The organism is Streptomyces sp. NPDC030165 (assembly GCF_055573595.1).
This window is the reverse complement of the sequence record NZ_JBVIBD010000015.1, coordinates 88895-111007: the sequence shown is the minus strand read 5'-3', so window position 1 is coordinate 111007 and position 22113 is coordinate 88895. Positions and strand designations below refer to the sequence as shown.

The following is a 22113-nucleotide window of genomic DNA, read 5'->3' as shown; positions in this document are numbered from 1 at the left end:
ACCGCCTTCCAGTCCAGTCCATCCACCCGGCCCGCGCCACCAACTGCCCCCATCGTGGACCACCCCACTGACAATCCCCCGGGCAGGCGCTCTGACCAGCGGAAACTCCCTCACATCCGCACGCATGTCACAACCGCCGCCACCCCACCCGTCCCCTCGACGAAGACCCGCGCACACCCGCACATCGACACATCCGCAAGCCCACACGCTCACCACCGACTCCGAGGAGCACCCACCATGCGACGACCCCACATCACCGTCATCGGCGGCGGCTTCGCCGGCCTGACCGCGGCCATCTCCTCCGCCGAAGGCGGCGCCGCGGTCACCCTCTACGAGGCGCACCGTTCACTCGGCGGCCGCGCCCGTACCGCCGACCGGCCGTACCGCACCAACGAAGGCCCCCATGCCCTCTACAACGGCGGCCCGCACTGGACCTGGCTCAAGCAGCGGGACCTGCTCAAGCCGCTCGCCCCGCTGCCACTCCTGCCCGCAACCCGCATTCGCTTCCACCGGAACGGAACGCTCCACCGCGTCCCCCCGGTGGGCCTGCTCAAGCTGCGCGGACGCCGGAACGCCCCGGCCGACCAGGACTTTTTCAGCTGGGCCGCCGCTCAGGTGGGCGAGGAGACGGCGCGCGCCGCCGCCCACTACATCGGCGTCGCCACCTTCCACCACGACCCCGGCCTGCTGTCCGCCGCGTTCGCGCAGGAGCGGCTGCGCCGCACCACCGCGCTCCCTCCTGAGGCGCACTACATCCGGGGCGGCTGGGGCGAGTTGATCGCCCGTATGTCCGACCGGGCCCGCGAGCTGGGCGTACGCATCGAGACGGGCGCCCGCGTCGACGTCCTCCCCGAAGACGGCCCGGTGATCGTCGCGACGCAGCTCGACTCGGCCCGGGCCCTGCTCAAGGACGACCGTCTGAGCTGGGAAAGCGCCCGTACGGCGCTGCTCGACGTCGCGTTGCGGTCCCGGCGCGGCGATCTGTTCGCGATCTCGGGGCTCGACTTCCCGGGCTGGGTCGAGCGCTTCACCACACAGGACCGCTCCCTCGCCCCGTACGGCGAGGAACTGCTCCAGTGCCAGGTCGGCATCGGCCCCGACGAGAACCGCGCCGACGGCATCGCCCGCGCCGAACTCCTGCTGGACGCCGGCTTCCCGCGCTGGCGCGACCGCCTCACCTGGCGCCGCGACGCCCTGGCCCTCGGCCGTACGGGAGCAGTGGACCTACCGGGCACCACCTGGCGTGACCGCCCCTCCGTGGACCGCGGCAACGGCATCTACCTGGCCGGTGACCAGGTGGCGGCACCCGGTGTACTCAGTGAGGTGTCGTTCAGCAGCGCCCTGGAGGCAAGCACTCTGGCACTCCGTTCCACCGGCACCACCGCTACCGGTCGCACCACCCCACCCCACACCCCCTCACGCCTCCGGTCCTCCTGACCCGCCCTCCCCCGCCTCCAGAAGCTCCCACCACCCGCCCCGGGCTTGACCTCAACCAAACTTGAGGAAGCAGGATGACGACCAACGGCACCGGCACCGACTCCGGCAGGCCGCACCTCACCAACACCCGCGCGTCCGCCGGCCCGCCCGCCCGTTCGCCCGCCGGCCCACCCGGCGGACGGCCACCACCCTCCCCAGGAGCCCACCATGCACGCGATCCGCCTGCACGCCTTCGGCCCCGCCGAGAACCTCACGTACGAGCAGGTCGAAGACCCCCGTCCCGGCCCCGGCCAGGTCCGGATCGCTGTGGCGGCGGCAGGCGTCCACCTGCTCGACACGGCCCTGCGCGAGGGCATGACCGGCGGCCCCGCTCCGCTCCCCGACCTGCCGACCGTCCCCGGGCGGGAGGTCGCAGGCACGGTGGACGCCCTCGGCGAGGGCACGGACCCCGCGTGGCTGGGCCGCCGGGTCGTCGCCCACCTGGGCATGAACCCGGGCGGCTATGCCGAGAAGGCCGTCGTCGATGCCGAAAAGCTTCACGGCATTCCCGGCAATCTGGACGAAGCCCAGGCCGTAGCCATGATCGGCACCGGCCGCACCACCATGGGCATCCTGCTCTTCGCCGACCTCACCACCGACGACATCGCGATCATCCCGGCGGCGGCCGGCGGCATCGGCTCCCTGCTCGTCCAGTACGCGAAGAACGCCGGCGCGACCGTCATCGGCCTCGCGGGCGGCCCGGTCAAGACCGAACGCGTACGGAAGCTGGGGGCCGACCTCGCCGTGGACTACAAGGAGGCCGACTGGCCCACCGAGGTACGCGCATTCCTGGACGGGCGTGACGCCCCCGGAGCCACCCTCGTCTTCGACTCCGTGGGCGGCGAACCGGGCCGCGCCGCCGTGAACCTGCTCGCCCGCAGCGGACGTCACCTCGTCTTCGGCTGGTCCTCGGGCGGCCTGCTGAGCGGCGGCCCGCTGGAGTTCGCCGAGGGCGAGCTGGCCGAACGCGGCATCACCTCGGAATCCGTACTCGGCCCGGCGATGATGGCCAAGGCAGGCGGTGACAACCCGATGCGCACACTGGAGACCGCGTCCCTCGCCGAGGCGGCGGCCGGCCGCCTCGTGCCGGACGTGCAGCGCTTCCCCCTCGCCGAGGCGGCAGCAGCACACCGCGCCCTGGAAAACCGCGGCACGATGGGCAAGGTCGTCCTCATCCCGTAGCCCGACGCCCCGAGCCACCCGACGCCCCGAGCCATACGGACCTACAGGGCCCCTAACCCCCTCTCCCTCCCCTCTTCCCCTCACCCCACCACCCCCAACCCCCGATCACTCCCGTTCAACCACACCCCACCCGTCTCCGTACACGTCACCACGTCCCCGACCCGCACACCGAAGCGCCCAGGAAGGTAGATCCCCGGCTCCACCGAGAAGCACATCCCCGGGACCAACGGCAGTTGCTCACCCTCCACCAGGTAGGGCGGCTCGTGCGTGAGGGCACCGACCCCTCGGCCCGTACGGTGGGTGAAGTACTCCCCGTAACCCGCCGCCTTGATGACGCGCCGGGCCGCCCGGTCGATCTCCTGGCAGGCCGCCCCCGGGCGTACCGCCTCGAAGGCGGCCTGCTGCGCCTCCCGAACGACACCGTGCACCTTGCGCTCCTCGGCCGACGGCGGCCCTACGTGTACGGTCCGCCCGGTGTTCGAGCCGTACCCGCCCTTCAGCCCGGCGAAGTCGAGCACCACCATGTCACCGCTGTTGATGACCCGTTCGCCCGCCTCGTGCCGCGGTTCGGCACCGTTGGGACCCGACCCGACGACCGCGAAGGCGATCACCTCGTGCCCGTACTCGGTCATCAACGCCGCTACGTCACCCGCGACTTCGCTCTCCCGCCGCCCGGCGAAGCGCAGGCCGAGGGCCGCCTCGTACACAGCGTCCGAGGCGGCCGCGGCAGCCGCCAGCCGCTCCACCTCGAAGGCGTCCTTGACCGCACGCAGCATCGGCAGCGCCTCCGTCACCGCGATGTACGAGGTCCCCGGCGCGGCACGCTGCAAGGCCAGCAGATCGCGCGCCCATGTCATGTCCGAAACGCCGTAACGGCCACTCCTCCCCAGCCACTCGGCCATCAGACCGTACGGGTCCGCACCCTCCGCCCAAGCGGACACCACCAGCGCACCCGCCCCCGCAGCCTCCTCCGCCACAGTCTTCTCATCCGCCGGTACCAGCAAGCGCGGCTGCCCCTGCGCGGGAACGACCAGCGCGGTCACCAACCCCCTGAACCGCGCCGGCGTGTACCCGCACAGCCACACCATCAGCGGCCCCGGCGTCACGATCACCCCCGCCAGCCCAGCGTCCTCCGCGGCGCGGGCCGCCCGCGTCATCCGCCGCTCGAAATCCTCAGCCCTCATCGAAGTCGCCATGACGAGAACCTAAGCCGCTACGCGCGGATGCCACCCCACCGAACACGCCACACAAAGAGCCCAACCGGCTCCCCCGCCCTCCCGCCCCGTACCCGACCGAACCGGGCTCAAGATGTCGGGTGCGGGACCATGCAGTCTTCCTAACGTCATGGGGTTGAGGGAAGGAGACCGGAGTGCTGGAGCGGCTGAACGAAGCCCTGGAACATATCGAGGCACACATCTGCCGCCAGATCGAGGTGACCGATCTGGCGAGAATCGCCATGACCTCGGAATACCACTTCCGCCGTATGTTCTCCACGCTCGCCGGGATTTCGCTGTCGGAATACATCCGCCGCCGACGGCTCACGGTCGCGGGCGCCGAGGTGCTCGCCCGGGACCGGACACTGCTGGAAATCGCGGTGCGGTACGGATACGGCTCGGGCGAAGCGTTCGCGCGGGCTTTCCGGGCCGTACACGGTGTGGGCCCGGGCGAAGCCCGGCGGAACGGCGCGACGCTGCGTTCCCAGCCCCGGATGTCCTTCCGCCTCATTGTCGAAGGGAGCAGCAGTATGCGGTACCGGGTCGTGGAGAAGGAACAGTTTTACGTCGTCGGAAAGAAGGCGCGGGTCCCCCTCGTCCACCAGGGGGCGAATCCGGCGATCGCCGAGTTCATCAGAGGCATCGACCAGCAGACGATCCAACGCATCACCGCCCTCTCCGACCAGCGCCCGAAAGGAATCGTGGCCGTCTGCGACGACCTCGACCCGAGCCGGGCGGAGGGCACCGAACTCGATTATTACCACGGCGTGATAACACAGGCGAATGCCCCGGAGACCGAACTGGACACGCTGTCCGTCCCGCCGGGAACCTGGGCAGTCTTCGAAAACTCCGGACCGTTCCCGGAGGCCCTGCAAACCCTGTGGCGCGACGTATTCACACAGTGGTTCCCCTCCAATCCGTACCAGAGCAGGCCAGGCCCCGAAATCCTCCGCACCCACCTCACGGAAGACGGCACACAGGCGGACACTGAACTATGGATTCCGGTGGAGCGGGTGAAGGTCTCCGACTGACGGGTGAAGGAGCGATCCTCCCATCCGCGGGAAACGATCGCCCAAGCACTGCACTCAGCCCCGCCCAACCCACCGGCGAGGCTGAGCACGTCCAACCATCCCCCCAACGACCGCGCCCAACAGGAAGAGCCCGCCCTTGCCCCACAGCTCTGGCGCCGAAGGGCACCTGGACGGCCCCGTTCGCATACGGATCTCCATCGGCGCCGAGGTACTCGACCGGAATGACGTCATCGGAAGGAATAGGTCGTTCCCTTCCCTGACCACGGAGTAGATCGGCGTCCTCCCGGGACCACCGAACAGCCCACTCGCCTTGTGGATGGGTTGGCTGCGGGCGCCTGCATGAACGAGCGCGCGAGAGAGCGGAGCCGCCGCCGGGACCTGCCCGTGACCTGAGGAGAAACGCTGACCAGGCCGGCCACGCACAAGAACAGCAGCCTGCGTAACGCAACGCCCAACGACTTGGCCCGCCTCACATGAAACAGGAGAGCAGCCGCTCGGCGAGTCAGCCGCTCCACCTGTTGCCCCGAGGGCAGAGCCGTAGCGGAAGGGGGCGAACTAGCACGAGCTGCGGGCTTCTCAGTCTCAGAGCTCCCTGCCGATTTCGAACCGACGACCTGCGCTCGCGGTCCGCTACCGTCTGCGGTCGTCAACGCGCCAGGCCGAGTGCACCCCCACTCTGCAACGTACCTCCGCAAATCACTCGGGACTCATGCATGATTGAGACCAGAAGTGAGAACAGGTAGCTACGACGGCCATGCTCTCGAGAAGCCCCCAGAGTCTCAAGCAGAACATCCATCGACGCTCCTCGGAAGCTACGCACACGACTCCAGGGGCTCTGCCTGTTTGGAAGGTAACCGCACGTCCTTGTCACAGGGGTCACGTGACGTTGAGAGTCCGGTTCACGGAGAGTCCCCAGGGCAAATAGACGCAGAACGATGGCGCAATATCGCCTGGCGTATCGCCTGAACAGGCATATACCACCTATGTGTGGCCTAAGTTGTGCAGAGATGAGCGTGAGCTGCAGATGCACGTTGCTCGCGCTCTGCGCCCCTGTCCCGCACGAGACTAAGCTCTGATCGGGAGACCACCGATTGCTTGCCACCGCTTCAACACTTCGCTGCCGCCCCAGTGCTGTGCACTGTCTCACGTGCCGAGCAGAGGAAGGCAGCGAGGCTGCCACCCCTTGCCAAGCTTGCGTCTTATTCAAGACGTTGAAGTCAGCCTTCGATGTCACCGGTGTCCGATAGCTTCTAGGCATGACCGACATCCCGATCAAGCCCGGCCAGCTCACCACCCGTGCGGAGATGCAGCGCGTCTTCGGAGGAGGAGAACGCGAGGGGATCGTCCCTTCGACGACCACTCCGAGCATCCTCATCTACACCGACCACGACAGTGGCAAGGAGTACGGCTACCAAGACGGTTGGTTGGCAGAGGAGGACGAGCAAGGCCCGATCTTTGAGTACACCGGCAGGGGGCGCATCGGCGACCAGACGTTTCTAGGACAAGCAGGATCCCGAAACAAAGCTATCTTGCAACACGTCGAAGATGGCAGGGTTCTCCACCTATTCATTGCAGCGGGAAAGGTGCCCGGATCTAGCTCTGCCGCGAAGCAGCAGCGTTACCTTGGCGAATTCCGGCTCGACGCCAACCTTCCATATACGATTCGTGAGGCGAGCGACCCAGAAGGCAACTCTCGACGAATCATTGTATTTCGACTTCGCCCGGCTGGGGCAGTCCAGCATGTAAGCCAAGACATACTCCCACCCGCAGAAAAGACACACGCAAGGCGAGTATCTGCCGACGTATTGGCGGGTTCGATGACGGAGCCCGCAAGGGGCAAGAAATCCAGCCTCCGCTCAGCACAACCAAGTACGATGGCCGAGCACCGCCAAACACAGATTTCGCTAGCATTTCGCGAGTTTCTCGAGGTTCGACAGCATGAGATTTTCGTTTACCAGATCAGAATTGCTGACACCACTTCGATTCTGAAAACCGATCTCTATGACGCCACCGATCACGTACTGTACGCGATCAAGGGGTCTAGTGATCGACAGGAGATCCGCATGGCTATTGGACAGTTGAAGGACTATTGTCGCCATATCAATCCGCCAGACCCAACCCTGGCAGTAGTACTCCCCGAGAAGCCGAACTCAGATTTGCAAGATCTACTGAAGAGGGAGAACATAAAACTGATCTATCGAGAAGAAGGAACGTTTCATCAATCGGGTCGCCGCACACTTTGACCTTGACGACTAATTCACACAATCAGGCATTTAGCGGCTCGGCTAGCCAAATGCGGGGGCACACAGCTACTGGAGGGAAATAGTATGCCTTCACCGGAACATGAATTTTTGTCAGACGCCGCCCTGGATATTATGGAAACTACATCCAAGTCCGGCCTCTACACCTATAAGGAGGGGCAACGCAACCTCTTCGACTTCTCCTGCGAACTCGCCAAGGATTGGTCCAAAGCCGTATCCGGTCAGACCCTCTGGACGCATAATCGCGACGGCATCGATAAGGACCTACGAACTCTCCTCACGGAAAACGACATATCGGCGGCCGTCTACGTAGCCAGACACTCGACAGCGAATAAGGCAAGGGTGGCTGAAGTAGCTGGATCGTATAAGGCCACGCCTCTGGGTGGCAGGCTTTCTCGGCTGCGCGTATTTTGGATACCGGGGGACTTCGACGCGGACGACGAGACCGCCCGAAAGAGCATCTACCGGTCTCTGAAAGAGGAGATGACGAGGGACCTCCTTCTGTACGTGACACTGGGTGGGCTTACGGCCACCGACGTAGCACGTTTCGCAACTTCCACGCGCCCTGGCTACCCGCTCAGCATCCTATCGCATGTCAAACACCACGGATTCACAAACCTGACGAGCACGGCCAAGGCACTAGGTATTAGCACGCCCGTTCTGAAGGATGAGATTCAACGCCTGTTTCTGTTCGAGATGGTTGAAAGCGACTACCTAACGGGAGGCGTATACCGAATCAGCGAAAGAGGTAAAGCCATGCTAGACATATGCTCGCGCCTTAAAGATTACCTCAATGGAAACCTTGGCGACAACAAAGAATTCGAGCATGTGTGCCGGCTTCTGGGGATTGAATATCTCGACATCGACACGAGCATGGGCCCCAAGATTGGTTACAAGTGGGTTCCGGCCAAAGCAGGGCGATCAGAGCTACAATATGACGCCGAAAATCCAAGTGCGCTCTTGATGGCGCACGTATATCAGGCAAGCGTGGACGGTTCAGTCGTTTGGCCTGACCCATATTTCGCGCTGCCTACCGTGTAACGGCAGCACACGATCACGACTGAGCTGGGGTCGGTATGCCCACGGACATGAAGACCATGGGACACCTCCACCTGAGCGCGACCCGGCCCTACGTGAAGTCGACGGACCCACTGGCGCGGGAGGTCGCGCTTCGGATCGGTGAGGTTCTGTGGCCGCAAACTGAGACCAGGAGCAGCAAGGACGCACGCGCCTGGGGCCGCCGTCGGATTAAGTGGCAGCGAGAAGCCCCAGGTCACGGCTGCGACCTGGGGCTTCCCTCCCTCAGAGCCCCCTGTCGGATTCGAACCGACGACCTACGCTTTACAAGAGCGTTGCTCTGACCAGCTGAGCTAAGGAGGCGTGCCTGGTGCAGTGTACCCAGGCAGGAAGCCTACCTGGCGCCGCTATTTCGTGACCCGCGGGCTACTGACACCGGGCGTCGGCGCGGGTAGCGTCACGGGCAGTCCGCAGCAGTGGACTACACCACTCCTTTTACTCGGATCGTCCGGCACGTTCCTGCCGGTGAAGGGACACGTCATGGCTACGGTCACGTACGACCAGGCAACCCGCATCTACCCGGGTTCCGAGAAGCCCGCCGTCGACAAGTTGGACATCGAGATCGAGGACGGCGAGTTCCTCGTCCTGGTCGGGCCGTCCGGCTGCGGCAAGTCCACGTCGCTGCGGATGCTGGCAGGACTGGAGGACGTCAACGACGGCGCGATCCGGATCGGGGAGCGGGACGTCACCCACCTGCCGCCCAAGGACCGGGACATCGCCATGGTGTTCCAGAACTACGCGCTGTACCCGCACATGACCGTCGCCGACAACATGGGCTTCGCGCTCAAGATCGCGGGCGTGAACAAGGCGGAGATCCGGCAGAAGGTCGAGGACGCGGCGAAGATCCTGGACCTGACCGAGTACCTGGGGCGCAAGCCCAAGGCGCTCTCCGGTGGTCAGCGGCAGCGGGTGGCCATGGGGCGCGCCATCGTGCGTGAGCCTCAGGTGTTCCTCATGGACGAGCCGCTGTCCAACCTGGACGCCAAGCTGCGCGTGCAGACCCGTACGCAGATCGCCGGCCTGCAGCGGCGGCTCGGGATCACCACCGTGTACGTCACCCACGACCAGGTCGAGGCCATGACGATGGGTGACCGGGTCGCCGTCCTCAAGGACGGGCTGCTCCAGCAGATCGACTCGCCGCGCAGCATGTACGACCGGCCCAGCAACCTCTTCGTCGCGGGCTTCATCGGGTCGCCGGCGATGAACCTGGTCGAGGTGCCGATCACCGACGGCGGCGTGAAGTTCGGCAACAGCGTCGTGCCGGTCAGCCGGGAGGCGCTGGCCGCCGCTGCCGACAGGGGCGACCGTACGGTCACCGTCGGCGTCCGGCCCGAGCACTTCGACATCGTCGAGCAGAACGGCGGCGCGGCCAAGTCGCTCTCCAAGGAGGCCGCGGACGCACCGGCGGGCCTGGCCGTCACCGTCAACGTCGTCGAGGAGCTGGGCGCGGACGGGTACGTGTACGGGTCCGCGGTCGTCGGTGACGAGCACAAGGACCTGGTCGTACGCGTCAACGGGCGGCAGGTGCCGGAGAAGGGCACCGAGCTGCACGTCGTGCCGCGGCCGGGCGAGACGCACGTCTTCTCCACGTCGACGGGTGAGCGGCTCAGCGACTGAGGCAGCCGGGCGGTTCGGCGGTCGGATCACGGCGGTGTCGTCCCTTCGGGGACGGCACCGCCGCTTCGTGTACGTGGGCGCGTCCGCGGGCCGGCGTCGGCCGCCGTACGCGCCTTGTCGACAAATACCCCGGCAGAGCCGTCATTTCGAGCCTGTACGTCAACATCGCGTGCACGCATCCAGCGAAAAGATCCCTCGATTCGGTGACTAAATGTCGCCAAATCATCACTACTCGCTACCATCACCCCGTGAACTCCGCAGCCCGCCGTATCGGCCGAACCCTCGCCCTTGTCCTTCCCGTCGTGCTCGTCCTGTCCGGGACGCTCGCGGTCACCCGCGTCCCGTGGGCCTCGCCGGGGACGGACTCGCAGATGCTGACCGCGTCCTCCGAGAACGCCTCCACCAAGGCGCGTTCCCGGGCGCCGCAGGACGTGCTCCGCGACCGGCTCCTGGTGGAACTCCAGGAGAAGAACCCCGGTGTCGCGCTGACCCACCTCCAGGAGGAGACCACCAAGCGCCCCTCGCTGGCCAAGCACTGCGTGGCCATCGCGCGCGCCCTCGGCCGTGCCGCGGTCGCCAAGTACGGCGGTGCCGCGCACCGTGCGCAGGCCTGGTCCCGGCCCGTTTGCGATACGTCGTTCGCCACCGGCGTCGCCTCTGTCCAGTGAGCCCGGCTCGCACCGCATAGGGTGCGAACCATGACAGCCCCGTACCCGTACCCCACGCAGGCCGTGGTCCTGGCCGGAGGCCAGGGTTCGCGACTCCGCCCGTACACCGACGACCGTCCCAAGCCGATGGTCGAGATCCCCGGCACCGGGACCCCGATCATCGGCCACCAGCTCGCGTGGCTGGCCGCCGAGGGCGTCACGGACGCGGTCGTCTCCTGCGGCCACCTCGCCGAGGTGCTCCAGGACTGGCTGTCCCAGACGCAACTCCCCCTGAGTGTCACAACCGTTGTCGAGACCGAACCACTCGGTCGCGGTGGCGGTCTCAAGTACGCCGCCGCCTCGCTGCCCCGCCCCGAAGAGCCCTGGTACGCGACCAACGGCGACATCTGGACCCGCTTCTCGCTGCGCGAGATGGCGGACTTCCACCATGAGCGCGGCGCGGACGCCACGCTCGCGCTGGCCCGGCCGCGCATTCCCTGGGGCGCCGTGGAGACCGACGAGTTCGGCCACGTCCTCGACTTCATCGAGTCGCCGCCCTCGCCTTATCTGATCAACGCCGGTGTGTACGTCTTCTCCGCCGCCTTCACCGGGCTGCTGCCCGCGCGCGGGGACCACGAGCGCACCACCTTCCCCCGCCTGGCCCGGGAGCGCCGACTGGCCGGCTTCCCCCTGCCGAACGGCGCCTACTGGCGCGCCATCGATACGGCCAAGGACCTCACCGAGGCTGCGAAGGAGCTCGGCGCGCGGGGCGCTTGAGGGGTGCACCACCTGGACCACGCCCACTTGGACCGCACGGCCCGCCCGTAGAGCCCGTAGAGCCCGTAGAGCCCGTACAGTACGTGCGGTCCGTGCAGCCCCACAGGCCCGTACCAGACCGCAACGAACCGCCCCACGGCCGAGGCCGTGGGGCGGTTCGTTCATCCGTAGCGGCCGGGACTGGGGCCTATTGAGGGCCCGGGACGGCCCGGGAGAGGGGCAGGAGAGCCGGGAGAAGGGCCGTAAGAGGCCAGGAGGGCCGAGGAGGGGGCTCGCGAGGAACTAGGACGAGGCCGAGCCCCACAGGCCTTCAGAAGCCCCGCGAGGCCACGGCCCCCTCCCCGCCCCCCTCCTCCCCTCGCCTCATCCCAGCAACCCGCCCAGCGTCCCCCCACGCCCTCCCCTGCCGCTGCTGGAGCTGCTCGAACCGCTCTCGCTCGCGCCGCCGTTGGTGCCCCCGGCCGTGCCGCCGACGGACGGCGCCTGGGGGGTCGTCGCCGGGGCCCGGGTCGGTGCGGACTGGCGGGACGGCGTGCCGTTGGAGCCGCGGCCGGAGTCCGGTGCCGAGCCGCTCACGCTGCCGGTGGCCCGTGCCGTACCGGGGGCCGAGGCCGAGGGGGTCTTCGCCTTCGGGGAGCCCGCCTTGCGGGAGGCGCCCGCCGACGGCTTGCCCGGGTGCTTCGGTGACTTGCCGATGTGCCCGGGGTCGTGCTGCGCCTTCGAGCCGCCGGGCCGGGACTGCTGCGGCAGCGGCGAGCCGGGGAGGTTGTTCGTCGCGGGCTCGCCGGGCTCCGGTACGGACGGCACCGAGGCGGACCGTACGGCACCGCCCAGCAGCGAACCGACCAGCAGCGTCAGACCGGCGACCACGGCCGTCAGGACGGCGCCGCGGCGCAGTACCCGGCGCCGCAGGTCCCACAGCTCGACGCGTGGGCCCAGCCGCCGCCATGCCTCGCCGGCGAGGCGGGCGTCCATCGAGTAGACGGGCGCGCCCGCGATGATCAGCGGGCTCCAGGCGGCGAGGTAGATGATGTCGGGCGCGTCGTAGACCGGTACGGTGCGCCAGCTGACCGTCATCAGGAGGGCCGCGGAGAGCAGCGCGCCGAACGAGGCGGCGACCCGCTGCCACAGTCCGCACATGGTCAGCACGCCGACCACGACCTGGAGGAAGGCCACGGTCAGGCCGGCTCCCACGGGGTGCGAGAGCGCGAAGTCGCGGAGCGGTGCGACGAGGGACCAAGGGTCCAGCGACTGGAGCCATTTGACCATCGAGCCGCGTTCGCCGCCGTCGAAGTAGACGGGGTCGCAGAGCTTGCCCATGCCCGCGTACACGCTGATGAAGCCGAGGAAGACGCGCAGCGGCAGCAGTACGACACCGAGGTTCATCCGGCGGCCGGGGTAGTACGCGTGCCGGATTGTGTCGCCGCCGCGCCGCTTGGGCCCGTCGCCGTACCGCTCGTACGCCGCCGTCTCCTCGTCCGAGTACGGCGGCTCGTCGTCGTAGTGGTCGTAGGCGCCGGTGGTCGGCCGCACGCCCTTGAGGAGGGTGGTGTCGGCGTCCACGGGGCCGCGCTGGCCGACCACGGTCGAGGCGGGGCCGCCGGAGCCGGTGCCGGTGACGGGCTGCTCATCGTCGAGCCGGACCCGGGGCAGGACCTGGGTCGTGGTGCCGATGTCGTCGCTGTGCTCGGCGGTGACCGTGGTCCGGCCCGACTTCCTTACGGCATGGAGAAGTTGGCTGGTCGCGGCGGTGGTGCCGCCCGGTTCGGTGCGGCCGCTCCACACCACGGGTGCGCGGCGTCTGCCGCCCGCCGGCTCCCGGACCACGGGGATGCGCGCGGTGTCGGCCATGGCACCGCCGCTCGCGGCGGGCGCGGCGGGCGCGGCGAGCTGCACGCGGAAGCTGGCGTGATTGACAATGACCTGCGCGGGATCGCACGGCACCTTGACCGAGCTCAGCACCGGCTCGTCATCGAAGCCCGGCGAGCGTCCCCCCGTAGGCGTGCGGGGTGTTCTGGTGTCCACGCTCATCTAACCGAGTGACCCGCGTTTAAGACACTGCCTTGACCGCCTCGATCTGTCCGAGACCCGTCAAGGGAACGTGAGATCCCCGCCGGTCCTGCGGGTGACCTCCGCCAGGCCGCTCCGGCGCACCGGCGGCGCGGTTTCATACGGGCCGCCGAACAGTCTTCCGGAGGACTGTTCGCACGGTCGTACGAAAAGAAGGCGGGAGAGGGTGGAATGCTCCGGTACGGAGCGCGCGCGGTCCGGAGCTCCCGTCCGCGCGCCCTCACCACCCCGCCGCCCTGCCCTCGTCACCCGACCGCCCCGCCCCCGACGTACGGACGCAGGCACCTACAGGCACGGACTCACCCGCGCCGACGCGCCGCCTCCCACAGCACCACGCCCGCCGCGACGCCCGCGTTCAGCGACTCCGCACCGCCCGGCATCGGGATGCGTACGCGTACGTCGCAGGTCTCGCCGACCAGCCGCGACAGGCCCTTGCCCTCGCTGCCGACGACGATGACGACCGGGCCGTCCAGCACCTCCAGGTCCTGGAGCTCCATCTCGCCGTCCGCCGCCAGGCCCACGACGGTCATGCCCGCCTTCTGGTAGCCCTCCAGGGCGCGCGTCAGGTTCGTCGCGCGGGCGACCGGCGTGCGGGCCGCCGTGCCCGCCGAGGTCTTCCACGCGCCGGCCGTCATGCCGGCGGCGCGCCGCTCCGGTACGACCACGCCGTGCCCGCCGAACGCGGTCACCGAGCGCACCACGGCGCCGAGGTTGCGCGGGTCGGTGACACCGTCGAGCGCGACGATCAGCGGGTCCTCGCCGTCGTCGAAGGCGGCGGCCGCGAGGTCCTCCGGGTGCGCGTACTCGTACGGCGGCACCTGGAGCACCATGCCCTGATGGTTGAGCCCGTTGGTCATTCGGTCGAGCTCGGGGCGCGGCGCCTCCATCAGGTTGATGTTGCCGCGGTCGGCGGCGAGCTGCAGCGCCTCGCGCACCCGCTCGTCGTTCTCGATGAACTGCTGCACGTACAGCGTCGTCGCGGGCACGCCGTCGCGCAGCGCCTCGAAGACCGGGTTACGGCCGACGACCAGCTCCGAGGTGCCCTTGGCGCCACCGCGCCGCGGGGCCGGGCGCCGGTTGGCCGCCTGCTTGGCCTGGGCGTTGGCGATGCGGTTCTTCACATGCCCCTTGCGCGCGGACGCGGGCGGGGTCGGGCCCTTGCCTTCCAGGCCCCGGCGCCGCTGGCCACCGCTGCCGACCTGCATACCCTTCTTGTTGGACGTGCGGCGGTTCCTGCGCTGGCTGTTGCCGGCCATGGGTCACCTGTCTCTTCACTGCTCTCGACGTCTCGCGACGTGGAGTGGATACGTACGTACGGATGTGTGTCTGCAAGAAGTGTCGCCCGGAGGCGGCCGGTACGGCCAACCGGCACCCGCCGGTGCGGGCACCCGGCCGATACGACCGGTACGGGCACCGGCCGGGCGGGACCGGCCACCAGGGCGGTGACCGGCAGCTTTAAGGGCCGCGAGGCCGAGGGAACCTCAGGCCGAGGCCCCGTCAGGCCGAGGATCACCTCGGGCCCGGGATCACCCCGGGCCAAGGATCACAGATCGCCTCAGGACAACGACCACCGCGGACCCGAAGGAGTGTCCTCGATGGCCAGCCCGGACTGCTGGAGCTGGTCGCGGATGGCGTCGGCGGTCGCGTAGTCCTTACGGGTACGGGCCGCCTGGCGCTGCTCCAGGACCAGCCTGACCAGCGAGTCGACGACGCCGTGCAGGTCCTCGCCGCGGTCCGTGCCGCCGCCCGCCCACTGCTCGTCCAGCGGGTCCAGACCGAGCACGCCGAGCATGGCGCGGACCTCGGCCAGGCGGGCGACGGCCGATTCCTTGTCGTCGGCCGTCAGCGCGGAGTTCCCCTGGCGGACGGTGGTGTGCACGATGGCGAGCGCCTGCGGTACGCCGAGGTCGTCGTCCATCGCCTCGGCGAAGGCCGGCGGCACCTCGGCGGCGGGCTCCACGGGGCCGGCCTTCTCCACCACGCGCTGGACGAAGCCCTCGATCCGCGCGAACGCGGACTCGGCCTCGCGCAGCGCCTCCTCGCTGTACTCGATCATCGAGCGGTAGTGCGGGGTGCCCAGGTAGTAGCGCAGCACGATCGGGCGCCAGCGCTTGACCATGTCCGAGACCAGCACCGAGTTGTCCAGCGACTTGGACATCTTCTCGCCGCTCATGGTCACCCAGGCGTTGTGGCACCAGTACGCGGCGAAGTCGTCGCCGTACGCCTTGGCCTGCGCGATCTCGTTTTCGTGGTGCGGGAAGACCAGGTCGACGCCACCGCCGTGGATGTCGAAGGCGGTGCCCAGGTACTTGTGCGCCATCGCCGAGCACTCCAGGTGCCAGCCGGGACGGCCGCGGCCCCAGGGGGTCTCCCAGCTCGGCTCGCCCGGCTTGGCCGCCTTCCACATGGCGAAGTCGCGCGGGTCGCGCTTGCCGGTCTCGTTGTCGCCGGAGGGCTGGAGGAGATTGTCCAGCTCCTGGTTGGACAGCTCCAGGTAGTCCCGGAAGGAGCGCACGTCGAAGTAGACGTTGCCGTCCGCGGCGTAGGCGTGGCCGCGGTCGATCAGTCCCCGCATCATCTCGATCATCTCGGGGACGTGGCCGGTGGCGCGCGGCTCGTAGGTGGGGCGCAGGCAGCCGAGCGTGTCGTAGGCCGTGTTGAAGGCGACCTCGTTCTCGTAGCCGATGGCCCACCACGGGCGGCCCTGTTCGGCGGCCTTCGTGATGATCTTGTCGTCGATGTCCGTCACGTTCCGGATGAACGTCACGTCGTAGCCGCGGTGCAGGAACCAGCGGCGCATGATGTCGAAGTTCAGCCCCGACCGGATGTGCCCGATGTGCGGGGCGGCCTGTACGGTCGCGCCGCACAGGTAGATCGAGACACAGCCCGGCGTGAGCGGGGTGAAATCGCGAGTCTGCCGGGCGCTGGTGTCGTACAGCCGAATAGTCACGCATCAAGGGTAGTCCGAACCGGACAGTGCCCCGCGACCACCGGGACCACGGACACAGAAGCGTGACATTTCGCCGCGAGCGGCAGCGCCGCACACGGACACCGCGACGGACCGGCCGGACGTCCCGGGTTCAGAGCCGGCCGGCCGCCTTGCGCGCGGTGATCCGTACGACGACACGCTCCCCGTTGTCCGGCACGCCGGGGTTGACCTCCGCGTACGGCTTGCCCGTGTAGGTGTACGACAGCTAGTGACCTGAGTCAGAGATTCGTCGGCAGTATGCGGCGACTTTGTCGAGGATCTCGTCGGCGGTCTTCGTCCAGACGAATGGTGTGGGGTGTTCGTTCCAGACGGCGAGCCAGGCCCGGATGTCGCGTTCAAGAGCCTGGACGGAGCGGTGGACGCCGCGCCGGAGCTTCTTGGGTGTCAGTTCGGCGAACCACCGCTCGACCAGGTTCAGCCAGGACGCGCTGGTCGGCGTGAAGTGCAGGTGGAAGCGGGAGTGTGCCAGCAGCCACCGCTTGATGTCGGGCGTCTTGTGGGTCGCGTAGTTGTCCAGGATCAGGTGGACATCAAGGCCTTCAGGGACTTCCCGGTCGAGCTTGGCCAGGAACTTCTTGAACTCCGCTGCCCGGTGCCGGCGGTGCAGGGAGCCGATGACCTTGCCGGTGGCGACCTCCAGGGCGGCGAAGAGCGTGGTCGTGCCGGCCCGGATGTAGTCGTGGCTGCGGCGTTCAGGGACACCGGGCACCATCGGCAGGACGGGCTGGGAACGGTCCAGCGCCTGGATCTGCGACTTCTCGTCCACGCAGAGCACCAGCGCCTTCTCCGGCGGATCAAGATAGAGGCCGACGACGTCGCGGACCTTGTCGATGAACAGCGGGTCGGTGGACAGCTTGAAGGTCTGCGCCCGGTGCGGGGCCAGGGCGAACGCCCGCCAGATCCGCGAGACCGCCGACTGGGACATGCCCGTGGCCGCCGCCATCGACCTCGTCGACCAGTGGGTGGCGTTCTTCGGCCTCTCCTCCAGCGTCTTGACGATGACCCGCTCGACATCCGCGTCGGTGATTTTCCGGGGCACACCGGGACGAGGGGCGTCGCACAGGCCCTCCAGGCCCCGTTCAAGGAAACGGCGCCGCCAGGTGCGGACCGTGTCCGGAGCGATCCGCAGCCGGCGGGAGACCTCCAGGATCGAGTGTCCCTCGGCGCACTCCAGCACGATCCGCCACCGCAGGGCCAGCGCCTGAGCCGTCGTACGCCTGCGCACCCACCCTTCCAGCACCACCCGCTGGACATCAGTGACCGACAACGGCGCAATCTTCGGACCCGGACGACTCATACCCAACCAACGACGAATCTCCGACTCAGGTCACTAGGGCGTTTCTGATGGATCTCCGTGGAGGGCACCGAGCGGCGTTCGGTGCGTGCGCTTGGGGGCCCCTGCTCGAAGAGCTTGGGGGAGTGCGGTGTGAAGGGTCACGTGGCGGAGCCACCAGTCCCTTCACGCCGTGCGGCGAGGGTGCGCGCCGGGCGTCGCGAGGCCACGGAGATCCATCAGAAGCGCCCTAGTCGATCAGCTCCCGGCCGCCTTCGCTGCTCAGGACGGCCGGGCCGCGTATCTCCGCGTATGCGTACGGCGCGTCGGACGGGTGCACGAGCAGCGTGACACGGGGGTCCCGCTGAAGATTCCGCGCCTTGCGGCAGCCCGCGGTGGTGGAGAACAGGACGCCGTCGCCGTCCCGCTTCGCCCGGACCGGGGAGAGCTGCGGGCTGCCGTCGGGCTGGACCGTCGCGACGGTGACGAAGACCGGGCTGTCGAGGAGGGCCTTGAGAGGGGCGGGCAGCTCGGCGGGCGCAGCGCGCTCGGCATGTTCAGCGGACACAGCCGTCCCTCCATGCGCAGCGGTCCCTGCCACCCTGCTCAACTCCCGTAACGGGCAAGGAGTTCCCGTACCGGGCCACCCGCCACCCGCCCGTCTCGCCGCTCCTACCTCGCAGGCAGCACCAACGCCGTGGCCACCGCCGCCAGCCCCTCCGCCCGGCCCGTCAGGCCCAGGCCGTCCGAGGTCGTGCCGGACACCGAGACGGGGGCGCCGGCCGCTTCCGACAGGACCTTCTGCGCCTCCGCGCGCCGCTTGCCGACCTTCGGGCGTACGCCGATGACCTGCACCGCGATGTTGCCGACGATGAAGCCCTCGGCCCGTACGATGCGGGCGGCCTCGGACAGCAGCGTCACCCCGGACGCGCCGGAGTACTCCGGGCGGCTGGTGCCGAAGTGCGCGCCGAGGTCGCCGACGCCGGCGGCCGAGAAGAGCGCGTCGCAGGCCGCGTGCGCGGCGACGTCGCCGTCACTGTGCCCGGCGAGGCCGTACCCGTCGCTCGCCTCGTCGTCCCAGAGCAGGCCGGCCACCCACAGTTCGCGGCCCTTCTCGAAGGCGTGCACATCGGTGCCGACGCCCACCAGCGGCATCATCTGCAACTGCGGTTCATACATACCCATCGGTGGCCCTCCTACGGGCGAGCACGGCTTCGGCGAGGACCAGGTCCAGCGGCCGGGTCACCTTGAACGCCTCTTCATGTCCGGGCACCACCACTACGGGGGCGCCGAGCTGCTCGACCATCCCGGCGTCGTCGGTCGCGCCGTCACCCTGGAGGGCGATGCTCTCGTGGGCCTTGACCAGGGTCGCCCGGTCGAAGCCCTGCGGAGTCTGTACGGCGCGCAGCCGGGCGCGCTCCGGCGTGCCCACGACGGGCTCCGGCTCGCCGGCCTGCTCGCCGGTGCGTGGTTCGACCTGCTTGACGGTGTCCGCGAGCGGCAGCGCCGGCACCACGGCCGGGGCGCCGTCCCGTACGGCGGCGATCACCGAGTCCACCGTGTCGGCGGGGACCAGAGGCCGGGCGGCGTCGTGCACCAGCACCACGTCGATCGCCTCCGGCAGGGCCTCCAGGCCGCGGCGGACGGACTCCTGGCGGGTCTCGCCTCCGGGGACGACCAGCAGGTCGGTCCGTTCGGGCAGCGGGTACTGGTCCAGCAGGTTGCGCACCTCGGTGGCGCCGTCCGGCGGGGCGACGACCACGACGAGGGAGACGGCGCGGGAGGCGGCCATCGCGCGTACGGCGTGGACGAGCATGGGCGTGCCGCCCAGCGCACGGAGTGCCTTGGGGGCGCCCGGCCCCAGCCGTACGCCGCGTCCGGCGGCCGGGATGACGGCCGCGGTGCGGAGCCGGGGCGTGCCGGAGGGGTTGGCGGAATCTGGGGATACGTCTGACATCGGTTGCTCCGAAGCCCGGGGAGTCCCCGGAATTAGCGCAGACAGGTTTGTTTCCTGAGCCGACATGGGTATGGCCGCAGTGTGCCGGGCGCGACGCCCCGATCCGGACCCTTCCGTGACACCGGTCGGGACAGCTGCCCGGGCCCGGCACGCCATGAGCGGGCACGACGGCGGATCTTTTCGGGGACGAGCACGGGGGCGGTCACCACGGGGAACGATTACAGGGTTGTGTAGTGGTGCACGGCTTCCGCACGCGAGCTTCCGCTTCCGTGCGTACGCCAGCCGTATGTACCGACGCCCTTACGGATGCGGGAAGCCGCTGCGGATATGCCGCAGCGCCCGGCAACTGACCGCTCCTGGCCGGAGTCGGCCGCCACTCGGGCGCCGCGGCATTCGCACGTCGTCAGGACGCGAGGACCTCGTCGAGCAGAGCCTCGGCCTTGTCCTCGTTGGTGTTCTCCGCGAGGGCGAGTTCGCTCACCAGGATCTGGCGGGCCTTGGCGAGCATGCGCTTCTCACCGGCGGAAAGACCGCGCTCCCGCTCACGGCGCCACAGGTCACGCACTACCTCGGCGACCTTGATCACGTCACCCGAGGCGAGCTTCTCCAGATTTGCCTTGTAACGACGGGACCAGTTCGTCGGCTCTTCGGCATATGGTGCGCGCAGCACCTCGAAGACCCGGTCCAGCCCGTCCTGGCCGACCACATCGCGTACGCCGACGAACTCCGCATTGTCCGCTGGCACACGAACAGTCAAGTCGCCCTGGGCGACCTTCAGCACCAAGTAGGTCTTGTCCACGCCTTTGATCTGGCGAGTTTCGATGGCCTCGATCAGCGCGGCCCCGTGATGGGGATAGACCACGGTGTCGCCAACCTTGAACGTCATGTGACAGGTACCCCTTCCGTGGCTATCCATGCTAACACGGGAACGGGCCGTTCTGAATGGCGTTTTCGCAGGTCAGGGCATATCTCGGGGCTTGACAACAGCGGCCGGAACGTGCTTCGACGGCCCTCCGGACGCAGGAATTCGCAGGTCGGAGGCGCTTCGCGCGCAGCCTGAAACACGTACCTCACACCCCCGGAAGCGCCCGGAGCGGCGCCCGTACGTCCCGTTTTGCCGGAATCCGGATGTCGCAGTTCCGCTACTCCGTTCGGTTCTGGAGAGCAGGTGTCCGCCGTTTCGCGAATTGATCACCAGGTGATCACCTCACGAACACCGGACCGCCACCGCACGCCGGCCACCGCAGGTGATCAATTCCGGGAAGCCGGCGCATTCCCTGCGAATGCCGATTTACCTCGGGGGAAACCGCCCGGGCATCACCCGAACAGCCGCTTGCCGGATATTCGGGTTTCTTCCTGACCCCGATCGTGATCTTCCGTGTTCTTCCGTGGAGCAGGTCCGGAAAGCTCCGGGAGGGTCGGCAGTGTGTGGCAATCGGCCGTACGGCGGCGGGCGGGCGCGGCGCGTCGGGGCGGGCCGGAACAGGATGTGAGGAGGGTGTGATCGTCCTGGGGGCGGGTCGGGTGCGGCGGCCCGGGGGCGGCTCGGTAACCTAGCGGCGCTGACACACCCTTAGGGCGGCTTTACGCGGATGCCGGTACGGCGACCGCGCACGGCCGTCCAGCCGCCCATCCGCGACCGGGCTCGAAGTTCGGCCGCCGTAGTTCGTCCAAGGAGATGCCGCCGCCGTGAGCCGCAGCCTTCGACGCGGCGTCCTCGCCGCCACCGTTCTCACGCTCTCGATCGCCACGCTCTCCGCGTGCGGAGCCGGGAACGAAGCCCAGACGCTTCAGGTCAAGCCGGACAACGCCGCGACCAGCGTCGGCGACCTCAAGATCCAGAACGCTTCCGTCGTCACCCAGCCCAAGCCGGACGCCGAGGGCCCGGCCGTGGTGACCGCGACCGTGTTCAACAACGGCAGCAAGGACCAGACGCTGGAGTCCATCAAGGTCAACGGTACGAACAAGGAAGCGAAGCTGTCGCCTGCCAAGGGCACCGGACCGATCGTGGTCCCGGCCGGCGGCTCGATCGTGATCGGCGGCAAGGACAACGCCTCCGCCGTACTGGACAGCGGCCGCGAGTCCGTGAAGAACGGCGACGCGCAGTCCGTGACCTTCGACTTCAGCGCCGCCGGGAAGGTCACCCTGCGCGCGTTCGTCGTCCCGGCCAAGAGCTACTTCAAGGACTTCGGCCCGAGCGAGGTCCCGACGCCGTCCGGTTCCCCGCGCCCGTCCGGCAGCCCCGCCTCGCCGTCCGGCAGCCCGTCGGCGACGGCCACGCCGACCGGTACGGCCGGCGCCACCGCCGGCGGCAGCGCCTCGCCGAACAACGGCGCGCCGCAGTCGCCGGAAGCCGGCCGCTGACGCTGTAGCGGGTCCGGTCGGCGCGGCACCGTCCGCCGTGCGGCCCCATCGCCGTACAGCACCACCGCAGTACCACCACGAGCGCCGTGGGGGGGGGGGGGGGGGGGGGGGGGGGGGGGGGGGGGGGGGGGGGGGGGGGGAGGGAAGGGGGGGGGGGGGGGGGGAAAAGGAGAGGGAG

The 22113-nt window shown here is 68.8% G+C and carries 17 protein-coding genes, 1 tRNA gene and 1 pseudogene; 9 read left to right on the top strand and 10 right to left on the bottom strand.

What is annotated here, in order from left to right:
* Positions 1 to 237 precede the first annotated feature (237 nt).
* Both ACZ4Z1_RS26645 and ACZ4Z1_RS26640 read left to right on the top strand, forming a co-directional pair.
* Positions 238 to 1437, top strand: a complete 1200-nt coding sequence (locus ACZ4Z1_RS26645) for an NAD(P)-binding protein (RefSeq protein ID WP_468489140.1) — start codon at positions 238 to 240, stop codon at positions 1435 to 1437.
* A 207-nt stretch (positions 1438 to 1644) separates the two neighbouring features.
* The gene (locus ACZ4Z1_RS26640; protein WP_468489139.1) at positions 1645 to 2658 is read left to right on the top strand and encodes a zinc-binding dehydrogenase; all 1014 of its coding nucleotides are present in this window, start codon (positions 1645 to 1647) and stop codon (positions 2656 to 2658) included.
* An 80-nt stretch (positions 2659 to 2738) separates the two neighbouring features.
* On the opposite strand, the gene ACZ4Z1_RS26635 is transcribed toward ACZ4Z1_RS26640, so the two are convergent.
* Positions 2739 to 3854, bottom strand: coding sequence for a M24 family metallopeptidase (locus ACZ4Z1_RS26635; protein WP_468489138.1), 1116 nt, complete (start codon positions 3852 to 3854; stop codon positions 2739 to 2741).
* A 173-nt stretch (positions 3855 to 4027) separates the two neighbouring features.
* On the opposite strand from ACZ4Z1_RS26635, the gene ACZ4Z1_RS26630 reads away from it, so the two are divergent.
* From ACZ4Z1_RS26630 to ACZ4Z1_RS26620, 3 genes are all read left to right on the top strand, one after another.
* Positions 4028 to 4903: an AraC family transcriptional regulator gene (locus tag ACZ4Z1_RS26630; protein ID WP_468489137.1), complete on the top strand. Its 876-nt coding sequence runs from the start codon at positions 4028 to 4030 to the stop codon at positions 4901 to 4903.
* A 1256-nt stretch (positions 4904 to 6159) separates the two neighbouring features.
* Positions 6160 to 7146 (top strand): SRA domain-containing endonuclease, encoded by a 987-nt coding sequence (locus ACZ4Z1_RS26625; RefSeq protein WP_468489136.1) that lies wholly within the window; start codon positions 6160 to 6162, stop codon positions 7144 to 7146.
* A gap of 84 nt (positions 7147 to 7230) precedes the next feature.
* Positions 7231 to 8205: a hypothetical protein gene (locus ACZ4Z1_RS26620; protein ID WP_468489135.1), complete on the top strand. Its 975-nt coding sequence runs from the start codon at positions 7231 to 7233 to the stop codon at positions 8203 to 8205.
* Between the two features lie 265 nt (positions 8206 to 8470).
* Here the strand turns inward: ACZ4Z1_RS26620 and ACZ4Z1_RS26615 are convergent.
* Positions 8471 to 8544 (bottom strand) — tRNA-Thr (locus tag ACZ4Z1_RS26615).
* A gap of 177 nt (positions 8545 to 8721) precedes the next feature.
* Between ACZ4Z1_RS26615 and ACZ4Z1_RS26610 the strand changes: the two genes are divergently transcribed.
* From ACZ4Z1_RS26610 to ACZ4Z1_RS26600, 3 genes are all read left to right on the top strand, one after another.
* Positions 8722 to 9858 (top strand): ABC transporter ATP-binding protein, encoded by a 1137-nt coding sequence (locus ACZ4Z1_RS26610; RefSeq protein ID WP_468489134.1) that lies wholly within the window; start codon positions 8722 to 8724, stop codon positions 9856 to 9858.
* Between the two features lie 248 nt (positions 9859 to 10106).
* Positions 10107 to 10526, top strand: a complete 420-nt coding sequence (locus tag ACZ4Z1_RS26605; protein ID WP_468489133.1) for a hypothetical protein — start codon at positions 10107 to 10109, stop codon at positions 10524 to 10526.
* 30 nt (positions 10527 to 10556) lie between these two features.
* Complete coding sequence (locus ACZ4Z1_RS26600) at positions 10557 to 11282, top strand: nucleotidyltransferase family protein (RefSeq protein ID WP_468489132.1); 726 nt, start codon at positions 10557 to 10559, stop codon at positions 11280 to 11282.
* 363 nt (positions 11283 to 11645) lie between these two features.
* On the opposite strand, the gene ACZ4Z1_RS26595 is transcribed toward ACZ4Z1_RS26600, so the two are convergent.
* The 8 genes and pseudogenes from ACZ4Z1_RS26595 to ACZ4Z1_RS26560 all read right to left on the bottom strand — a co-directional run bounded on the left by ACZ4Z1_RS26595 (position 11646) and on the right by ACZ4Z1_RS26560 (position 20457).
* The gene (locus ACZ4Z1_RS26595) at positions 11646 to 13313 is read right to left on the bottom strand and encodes a DoxX family protein (protein ID WP_468489131.1); all 1668 of its coding nucleotides are present in this window, start codon (positions 13311 to 13313) and stop codon (positions 11646 to 11648) included.
* Positions 13314 to 13651: 338 nt separating this feature from the next.
* Positions 13652 to 14608: a 23S rRNA (guanosine(2251)-2'-O)-methyltransferase RlmB gene (gene rlmB / locus ACZ4Z1_RS26590; RefSeq protein WP_468489130.1), complete on the bottom strand. Its 957-nt coding sequence runs from the start codon at positions 14606 to 14608 to the stop codon at positions 13652 to 13654.
* Between the two features lie 299 nt (positions 14609 to 14907).
* Positions 14908 to 16302, bottom strand: a complete 1395-nt coding sequence (gene cysS / locus ACZ4Z1_RS26585; RefSeq protein WP_468489129.1) for a cysteine--tRNA ligase — start codon at positions 16300 to 16302, stop codon at positions 14908 to 14910.
* A gap of 244 nt (positions 16303 to 16546) precedes the next feature.
* Positions 16547 to 17638, bottom strand: coding sequence for an IS630 family transposase (locus tag ACZ4Z1_RS26580; RefSeq protein ID WP_468489128.1), 1092 nt, complete (start codon positions 17636 to 17638; stop codon positions 16547 to 16549).
* Positions 17639 to 17867: 229 nt separating this feature from the next.
* A pseudogene (locus ACZ4Z1_RS26575) lies at positions 17868 to 18182 on the bottom strand (PPOX class F420-dependent oxidoreductase); the annotation flags it as partial.
* Between the two features lie 104 nt (positions 18183 to 18286).
* Positions 18287 to 18793: a 2-C-methyl-D-erythritol 2,4-cyclodiphosphate synthase gene (gene ispF / locus ACZ4Z1_RS26570; protein ID WP_468489260.1), complete on the bottom strand. Its 507-nt coding sequence runs from the start codon at positions 18791 to 18793 to the stop codon at positions 18287 to 18289.
* Entirely contained in the window at positions 18786 to 19571 is a 786-nt protein-coding gene (gene ispD, locus ACZ4Z1_RS26565; protein WP_468489127.1) for a 2-C-methyl-D-erythritol 4-phosphate cytidylyltransferase, read from the bottom strand. Before ispD ends, ispF begins: the two co-directional genes overlap by 8 nt.
* A 403-nt stretch (positions 19572 to 19974) precedes the next feature.
* Positions 19975 to 20457 (bottom strand): CarD family transcriptional regulator, encoded by a 483-nt coding sequence (locus tag ACZ4Z1_RS26560; RefSeq protein WP_003953493.1) that lies wholly within the window; start codon positions 20455 to 20457, stop codon positions 19975 to 19977.
* Positions 20458 to 21260: 803 nt separating this feature from the next.
* Here ACZ4Z1_RS26560 and ACZ4Z1_RS26555 point away from each other — a divergent pair.
* Positions 21261 to 21935: a copper chaperone PCu(A)C domain-containing protein gene (locus tag ACZ4Z1_RS26555; RefSeq protein WP_468489126.1), complete on the top strand. Its 675-nt coding sequence runs from the start codon at positions 21261 to 21263 to the stop codon at positions 21933 to 21935.
* The last annotated feature ends 178 nt before the right edge of the window (positions 21936 to 22113 follow it).

Excerpts from the sequence above, each read along its gene's own strand:
- ACZ4Z1_RS26560 (WP_003953493.1), bottom strand. The coding sequence starts at position 20,457 with ATGACGTTCAAGGTTGGCGACACCGTGGTCTATCCCCATCACGGGGCC.
- ACZ4Z1_RS26635 (WP_468489138.1), bottom strand. The coding sequence starts at position 3,854 with ATGGCGACTTCGATGAGGGCTGAGGATTTCGAGCGGCGGATGACGCGG.
- ACZ4Z1_RS26645 (WP_468489140.1), top strand. The coding sequence starts at position 238 with ATGCGACGACCCCACATCACCGTCATCGGCGGCGGCTTCGCCGGCCTG.
- ACZ4Z1_RS26580 (WP_468489128.1), bottom strand. The coding sequence starts at position 17,638 with ATGAGTCGTCCGGGTCCGAAGATTGCGCCGTTGTCGGTCACTGATGTC.
- ACZ4Z1_RS26595 (WP_468489131.1), bottom strand. The coding sequence starts at position 13,313 with ATGAGCGTGGACACCAGAACACCCCGCACGCCTACGGGGGGACGCTCG.
- ACZ4Z1_RS26600 (WP_468489132.1), top strand. The coding sequence starts at position 10,557 with ATGACAGCCCCGTACCCGTACCCCACGCAGGCCGTGGTCCTGGCCGGA.
- ACZ4Z1_RS26610 (WP_468489134.1), top strand. The coding sequence starts at position 8,722 with ATGGCTACGGTCACGTACGACCAGGCAACCCGCATCTACCCGGGTTCC.
- ACZ4Z1_RS26620 (WP_468489135.1), top strand. The coding sequence starts at position 7,231 with ATGCCTTCACCGGAACATGAATTTTTGTCAGACGCCGCCCTGGATATT.
- ACZ4Z1_RS26625 (WP_468489136.1), top strand. The coding sequence starts at position 6,160 with ATGACCGACATCCCGATCAAGCCCGGCCAGCTCACCACCCGTGCGGAG.
- ispD (WP_468489127.1), bottom strand. The coding sequence starts at position 19,571 with ATGTCAGACGTATCCCCAGATTCCGCCAACCCCTCCGGCACGCCCCGG.
- ispF (WP_468489260.1), bottom strand. The coding sequence starts at position 18,793 with ATGTATGAACCGCAGTTGCAGATGATGCCGCTGGTGGGCGTCGGCACC.
- ACZ4Z1_RS26640 (WP_468489139.1), top strand. The coding sequence starts at position 1,645 with ATGCACGCGATCCGCCTGCACGCCTTCGGCCCCGCCGAGAACCTCACG.
- rlmB (WP_468489130.1), bottom strand. The coding sequence starts at position 14,608 with ATGGCCGGCAACAGCCAGCGCAGGAACCGCCGCACGTCCAACAAGAAG.